This is a genomic window from uncultured Cyclobacterium sp., assembly GCF_963976465.1.
Classification (GTDB): Bacteria; Bacteroidota; Bacteroidia; order Cytophagales; family Cyclobacteriaceae; genus Cyclobacterium.
In genome coordinates, this window is the sequence record NZ_CAXBOC010000261.1 from 1 (window position 1) to 7,701 (window position 7,701).

Sequence of the window (7,701 nt, forward strand, 5' to 3'; positions counted from 1 at the left end):
TATTGAAAATCAATCATTTAACAACTTTAGTTGATAAAAACCGAAATCGATAATTTATTTATAACATATTTACTTATATTTAATATTAGATAAAAGGTATAGCAAGAAATAACCCATAGTTAACAGCGCTATGGGCTCTTATTATCAGAAAATTCATTTAATTTGAGTTTTTTTATCCTCTAATAATTTATTACTACTAAAATCACCCTTTAAGGTCTATTGACCTTTACCCATTGGTAGTCTTAAGTTATTTTGTAGGTCTTAACCTATACTAAAAATAGTTTTATTATTAACTTATTTCAGCTATTGTCTAGAATGAATGACCAGCGGGAAATCAGGTAAAAAATGCTATTCATTGAATTCTCTTTAGCAAGAGTAAAAAATCTCATGGAAACAAAGGTTTTTAGTTTTAGTATCACTCAATAATAGCAGTAAAGGACCCATTTCATCTGTCGACAGTTAATAAATGGGATCATTTTTAAATCAACATTATAATTAATCAATTATTCTGTTTTTATGGCTTCATATAATTATTTTAATACTCATTTATTTAGAAAAGTGGTCATTACTCTGAGTATGATGATCAGCCTATTGGTAATCTTAGGTTGGGTTTTAGAATTGGTCGGAATATTAAGTATTATACCTCAGGCTGCAACAATGAAATTCCATACAGCCTTAATCTTTCTTTTTTCTAGTATCATTTTGCTTATATCGAAAAAAAATAATTCCGGATTTAAATCCCTTTATATTGGGCTGTCCTATACGATTATTTTTATTGGGGCATTTATTTTGGCGGAGCATCTGGGTTTGTCATTTGTTTCCATTGACAATATTATTATACCCGATGAATTGACAGCAAATAATTCCGGAAGGATGTCTCCTGCCACCGCCATTTGCTCCATTCTAATTGGTGTCGGTTTTCTAGGAAGGTTGTCACCAATCAAGGCCAATAACAAAATAGGATTATATTCTTTCAAGTTTGCGGCTATACTTTCACTTGTAGCCATTATTTCTTACTTACTTTTAATTCCACTTACAAGCAAAACTTCATTCTTCAAACCGATGGCCATTCACACTTCGGGGCTATTTCTATTGATTTCTACCTTGCAATTATTCAACAATCCAAATTCCTCCTTACACCAAATATTAAACGGAGGTTACGAGGGAAGTAAATTGACCAGAAAAATTTTACCTGAAATTATTCTTTTCCCGATACTATCTAGTTTCATATTAATGTTAGTCATCAATTTAGGATTCATATCAGTAGAATTTGGGATGGTAGAATATGCTGCTATATTTATTCCCATTAGTATTCTTTATGTATCCTATATGGCTGTAGGACTCAACAAATTTGAGAAAGAAAGACGAAAACTTACTAACGAACTGGAGGACAGCAATCAGTATTACCTCAAAAGGTTTAAGCAGGGTGTAGATCAGGTATCACTGATTGGTACATTGGATACTAACCTGAACTTTACTTACATAAATGATCTATTCTGCGAGGTCTTAAAATATAATAAAGATGATATATTAAATAAAAACATATCCATACTGCGGTCGGGATATCATGACGATCAATTTTATACTGATTTATGGAAAAAGGTCAAATTAGGTGAGATATGGGTTGATGAAATTAAAAATAAAGCCAAGGATGGTTCCTTTCACTGGACGTTGACTGCAATTATTCCTTTCAAAAATGATAGCGGAGAGATTTTTGAATACATGTCTTTGAGTCAGAATATTACAGAAAGGAAAAATGCTGAAGAGTCAAAAAGCGATTATTTAAAAAAGCTGGAATACAAAAACAAAGAGCTTGAACAATTCGCCTATGTGGCAAGCCACGATCTCCAAGAACCATTACGAACAGTAAATAATTTCACAGAGTTACTTGCCAAGAGACGGACGGAATATTTTGATGAATTGGGTTTAAAAAGCTTACAATTTATTCAAGATGCGACAATTAGAATGAGTGAACTTATAAAAAATTTATTGGATTATAACCGATTGGACAAAGACAATATCTTAACTAAAATAGACTGCAATCAATTGGTTAAAGACGTAGAAAAAGACCTTAACATGAATATTAAAGATGCTGAGGCCACTCTCCTATATGATAACTTGCCTATTCTATTGGGTTATGAAACTCCACTGCGTTTGCTTTTCCAAAATCTTATTAATAACGCAATAAAATTCAGAAAAAAAGACACAAAACCACTTATTGAAATTTATGCTACACTAAAAGCCGGTGAGTGGCTTTTTTCCATAAGGGACAATGGCATTGGTATTGCTTCCCAATATAAGGATAAGATCTTTGTAATTTTTCAAAGGCTACACAACAAAAAAAAATACGAAGGTTCCGGTATAGGACTTGCTCATTGCAAAAAAATTGTAGATCTGCATCATGGACATATATGGGTGGATTCCGTGCCGGATAAAGGGAGTACTTTCTATTTTACGATAAAAAATGAAAAAACATGATAAAGAAAGTTAATTGCATTTTGCTGATTGATGATGATGAACCAACAAACTTCTTACATAATATAATCATTAGTGATTCAGGTCGAGTCGAAAAAGTAGTCGCTGTTCAAAGTGGTTTTGAAGCACTAGAATATTTAGAAAAAATGGAAAATGGGAAATACCCACAACCGGATATAATCTTCCTTGATATCAATATGCCTGCCATGAATGGATGGGAATTCCTGGAAGAATACGATAATCTGGACGAAGATAAAAAAGGTAAAATTGTGGTGGTGATGCTGACTACTTCTATTAACCCTGATGACAAAGAAAAGGCATTAAGTAAAGGTTTTATAAACGGTTTTTATAATAAACCACTTTCTGTGGAAATGATAGAAAAGGTAATTGATGAAAACTTTTAGCTTCTTCTAAGACACTAAATAAAAAATCATTTGAAAACCTGCTAATTAGTTGATTAGCAGGTTTTATTTTTGTAAACGATCAAACAATTATTTATCAAATTGTCTTTTTTTATTGTCTCTCTCGTTTTACAATTATTTTTCTAATTATTTACTTATTTAGTATCATAATAATACAATTCTTATTAATTTATACTTCAGATAAAATAGGGCTTAGTTTTTAATCTATAGATGTAGAATTTCGTGATATGACCAAAATTTGAGAAATAGAATAGGACATTTCTTAACAACTTATAATCTGGATTATTTTTAAAAATGTTTAATGAATTTTCGAACAAACAATTAAAAATATCGTAACTATATTAAAATTTTAAATGGTCTATTTTTTTTATTTATTAGCAGTAATACCATATCTTAACAAGATAAAGTTTAACTTAACATTATTTTTTATCGGAATAAACTAATAATATATGCGAAATTTAATTTTTAATAATTACTTCAAAATCAAGTTTTCTGATTCAATAGTTAGACAGATTCAAGGTTTTGTTATAGTTATAAGTTTACTTATAAGCATCACTGTCATTTTGGGTTGGTATTTAGAGATGGAGGGCATTTTAAGTATTATACCCGGTAGCGCGACGATGAAGTTTAACACTGCTGTGGTTTTCCTTTTCAGCGGAGTATTACTGACCATTCAACACACCAAAAAAATAACCATCCTTTTTTTTTATTACTTATTGGCTTTAATAATTGTCATCATTGGTGTTTTCACACTTTTAGAATATATAGGCTTGCCCATCTATTCCATAGATAACTTATTTATCTTTGATCAATTCTCATCGAATTATCCCGGAAGAATGTCTCCGGCTACTGCCCTTTGTTCCTTATTTCTAGGTTTAGGATTCATATTAGATCTTTCGCCAAACGATTTTTTAAAAAAGACAGGAGGATTTATACATATGTTAATCGTGTTTATCTCCATCCTAGCCATTACCGCTTATATCCTCTTTATTCCATTGGAAAATAAAGGAATACTTTTTCAATCTATGGCTATTCATACTTCTTCATTATTCCTACTATTCTCTATTTCTAAACTACTAAAAAACACAAAATATGAACTTCATTCTTTAATTTGGGGAAATTACGCTGGTAGCAAATTGATTCGAAAGGTTTTACCATTGATGATACTTTTTCCAATACTATTCAATTACCTTTTGGTTATCGCTATAGATGAAAATTTATTTTCATCTGATTTTGGTATGATTGCCTATGCAACAATATTTATTCCCTTCAGTATTTTTTACCTTTCCTACATAGCTATAGGATTAAATAAAACGGATCTCGAAAAGCAATTGGTTGAAAACAACTTCAGAAATAGCAATAAATATTACAAGCAAATTAAAAATGGGATAGATAAAGCTTTTATTTTAGCCATTACTGACAAATACGGAGTTATCACAGAAGTCAACGAAACTTTTTGTAAAATTTCAAAATACGAAAAAAACGAATTGATTGGAAAAACGCATAGTATACTAAATTCTGGATACCATGACAAAAAGTTTTTTTCTAAAATGTGGAGAACCATAAGGGCTGGAGAAATCTGGATTGATGAAATTAAAAATAGGGCGAAAGATGGTTCATATTATTGGGTATTAACAGCCATTGTTCCTTTTGAGAATGAAAATAACCAAATAACAGAATTTATGGCTTTAAGACAAGACATCACTGATTGGAAAATTGCTGAAGAAAATCGCCTAAAATACTTGCAGAAACTAGAGTATAAAAACAAAGAATTAGAACAGTTTGCCTTTGTAGCCAGTCACGATCTTCAGGAGCCCCTTCGCACTGTTATTAATTTCACAGACCTTCTGGCTAAAAAACAAAAACAACATTTTGATGAAATTGGCCTTAAAAGTCTTGATTTTATTCAAGAGGCAACGGTGAGAATGAGTCTGCTAATCAATAACCTACTGGATTATAACAGAATAGATAAAAACAGCACACTTTCGCAAATTAATTGTAATGAACTCATTGACAGCGTCAAAAGAAATCTTGGGAAAATAATCACAGCCTCCGATGCTACTGTGACTGTCCACAATTTACCTATAATAGAGGGCTACAAAATTCCATTAAGGTTGCTATTTCAAAATTTAATAAGCAATGGAATCAAATTTAGAAACAAAGAGGTTAAACCCTGTAGTGAAATAACAGCCAGACCTATAACTGATGGGTTTTTATTTAAGGTGAAAGACAACGGCATTGGAATATCTGTAAATCATCAAGAGAAAATTTTTGAGATATTTAAAAGACTCCACAGCAAAGACAAATATGATGGCTCTGGAATTGGCCTTGCCCATTGTAGAAAAATAGTGGATTTGCATGGTGGGAAAATTTGGGTTGATTCAAAATTAGGTAGCGGAAGTACTTTTAACTTTACGATAAAAACAGTATAAAATGAGAAAAAAAATTAATTGCATCTTGTTGATTGACGACGATAAAGCTACTAACTTCCTCCACAAAGAGATCATAAGAGAGACCGGATTGGTGAATAAGGTAGTAGATATGGAAAGTGGGCACGAGGCATTGGAATATCTAGAAAAGATGGAAGACGGAAAATACCCTCAGCCTGATATTATTTTTCTAGACATTAATATGCCAGCCATGAGTGGTTGGGAATTTCTTGAAGAATATGATAAATTGGATGAAGAAAAAAAAGCTAAAATTGTGGTTGTAATGTTAACCACTTCCATTAATCCAGATGATAAAGAAACCGCAACAAGCAAAGAGTTAATCAATGGTTTTTTTAATAAACCATTGACATTTGAAATAATTGAACGGGTGATTGATGAAAACTTTTAATTAAAAGGCACTTGTAATACGATTTTAAAATCAAATAATGGTTGGAGATTACCTCCCAACCATTATTTGAAAAAAGCATGAGTAAAACTATATCGCTTAATAAATTGCTCAATTAGCCATTTTTAATAATCCATTCCATTGCTACTGCTTTGCACTGAGCGATGCCATTCTTTCAGTTCTGCTTCTAAGGTTTTGGCTACCTCAGGGAATTCTTTAATGACATCGTTTTTTTCCGATGGATCAGCCAACAAATCATACAGCTCAAAGCTTTGAAGATTTTCATTGCCGATTAACTTATACTGATGGCTAACCCATGAAGTTTGGGGTTTACATATAAACCCCATGGCTTTGTGCCTTACCGTCTCCTCACCTTGAATGGCCTTTAAGATACTGGTTCCATCAAGGGGTCTACTGTCCGGGTATTGAAGCCCCAAAAGATCAATAATTGTAGGAAGGTAATCGCTTGTGAATGCAGGAAAATCAATCCTTCGACCTCCTTCTATATTACCTTTCCAAGTCACAAAAGCTGGAACCCTCACTCCTCCTTCATATAAACTTCTTTTTCGACCCCGGAAAGCCCCTGCACTTCCGGGGGTTCGTTCTTCCGGACCATTGTCACTGCAAAAGAAAATGATGGTTTCATCCGCTATACCGGCACTTTCCAAAGCCTTCCAGAGCCTTCCAACCTGTTGATCCATGGCGGTAATAGAGCCATAATACAATTGCTCAGGTAGATCTAAATCAGCATATTCATTTCTAAATAAGCTATCTGTAACCACCGGTAAATGTGGGGTATGAAACCAAATAGTTGAAAAGAAAGGTTGATCCTTTTCATGGGCTCCTTCTATAAATGGAATAACCCTATCCATAATAACTCTTGAATCATCACCGCTCACATTGTTTGTTTCCCTTTGATTTTCTCCTTTCCAATAAAAGGTACCATAATCATTTGTACTATCCTTTTCCACTGCCCTCCATCCATAACGCAAACTTTCTCCTTCAATAAATTCCTTGGGATAAACCATAGGGTCATAGGTAGGTACTTTTGATTCCGTACAAAAAAAGGTGTCATAACCATGTTCTGAGGGAATTGAATAATCTTTTAAAAACGCTGCCTTTCCCCCACGATTGGCATCGGGAATGTCTTTGGAAAGAATACCCAGATGCCATTTCCCAAAATGCCCTGTAGCGTAGCCCTCCTCCACAAGTAGCTCTGAGATGGTTATTTCTTCAGTTTTCATATGCCCCGAATTGGCATAGGGAATATCCATCCTTAGGGGATTTCTTCCTGTGATCAAACTTGCTCTGGTGGGTGAGCACACTGCTGAGGCTGAATAAAATCGATTGAAAATAACCCCATTGGATGCCAATAGGTCAAGGTTGGGGGTTTTTATCTGCATATTGCCATTGAAACCCGCATCATACCAACCCTGATCATCTGTCATAATTAGAATAATATTGGGATTTTTTTGAGGGCTTTTACATGAAGAAAAAAGCACCACAAAACAAAATAGAAAACTGGTCAACTTATTCATGGAGTTAAATTTTGCTTTTCAAGGGTTGGTAATTCTAAGATCGAATATACTTACTTTTGTTAATATTTAAATTATATCAAAATTTCTTACGAATGGCAGAATTCCTGGCTGATCCCCCAAGGCTCCATATAAAAAAAACCTGACCAAAAGAAATTTGATCAGGGCCATCAATTATTGAAGCTTAGCGAACCAATTAATACCCCTCTCAATATAAATTGATTTTAAAAACTTCGTCGCTACGCGCCCCTTCCGGAACGTGCTGAGATAGGAAAGGGTGGAGCGGTCTCATCTTTTAAGGAATTTCCAAGCCTTTTTTTACTCAAATTCCTCCTTAAGCCTACCTATGAGAATTTTTTCCTAATTTTAAGTCGAGCTCAGGTTTCTAACCTTCCACCAAATACCCTTTTATTGAATAGAGAACTACTTTATCG

5 protein-coding genes are annotated in these 7,701 nt (G+C 33.3%); 4 read left to right on the forward strand and 1 reads right to left on the reverse strand.

What is annotated here, in order from left to right; genetic code table 11:
• The first annotated feature begins 516 nt into the window (after positions 1-516).
• From AAC037_RS14735 to AAC037_RS14750, 4 genes are all read left to right on the forward strand, one after another.
• Positions 517-2,478, forward strand: a complete 1,962-nt coding sequence (locus AAC037_RS14735) for an ATP-binding protein (protein WP_339903697.1) — start codon at positions 517-519, stop codon at positions 2,476-2,478.
• Positions 2,475-2,879, forward strand: coding sequence for a response regulator (locus AAC037_RS14740; protein WP_339903698.1), 405 nt, complete (start codon positions 2,475-2,477; stop codon positions 2,877-2,879). Before AAC037_RS14735 ends, AAC037_RS14740 begins: the two co-directional genes overlap by 4 nt.
• 467 nt (positions 2,880-3,346) lie before the next feature.
• Positions 3,347-5,329, forward strand: coding sequence for an ATP-binding protein (locus tag AAC037_RS14745; RefSeq protein WP_339903699.1), 1,983 nt, complete (start codon positions 3,347-3,349; stop codon positions 5,327-5,329).
• 1 nt (position 5,330) lies between these two features.
• Positions 5,331-5,735: a response regulator gene (locus tag AAC037_RS14750; protein ID WP_339903700.1), complete on the forward strand. Its 405-nt coding sequence runs from the start codon at positions 5,331-5,333 to the stop codon at positions 5,733-5,735.
• Positions 5,736-5,857: 122 nt separating this feature from the next.
• Here the strand turns inward: AAC037_RS14750 and AAC037_RS14755 are convergent, their stop codons facing one another.
• Positions 5,858-7,270 (reverse strand): sulfatase-like hydrolase/transferase, encoded by a 1,413-nt coding sequence (locus AAC037_RS14755; RefSeq protein ID WP_339903701.1) that lies wholly within the window; start codon positions 7,268-7,270, stop codon positions 5,858-5,860.
• Positions 7,271-7,701: the final 431 nt, after the last annotated feature.

Excerpts from the sequence above, each read along its gene's own strand:
- AAC037_RS14755 (WP_339903701.1), bottom strand. The coding sequence starts at position 7,270 with ATGAATAAGTTGACCAGTTTTCTATTTTGTTTTGTGGTGCTTTTTTCT.
- AAC037_RS14740 (WP_339903698.1), top strand. The coding sequence starts at position 2,475 with ATGATAAAGAAAGTTAATTGCATTTTGCTGATTGATGATGATGAACCA.
- AAC037_RS14745 (WP_339903699.1), top strand. The coding sequence starts at position 3,347 with ATGCGAAATTTAATTTTTAATAATTACTTCAAAATCAAGTTTTCTGAT.
- AAC037_RS14750 (WP_339903700.1), top strand. The coding sequence starts at position 5,331 with ATGAGAAAAAAAATTAATTGCATCTTGTTGATTGACGACGATAAAGCT.
- AAC037_RS14735 (WP_339903697.1), top strand. The coding sequence starts at position 517 with ATGGCTTCATATAATTATTTTAATACTCATTTATTTAGAAAAGTGGTC.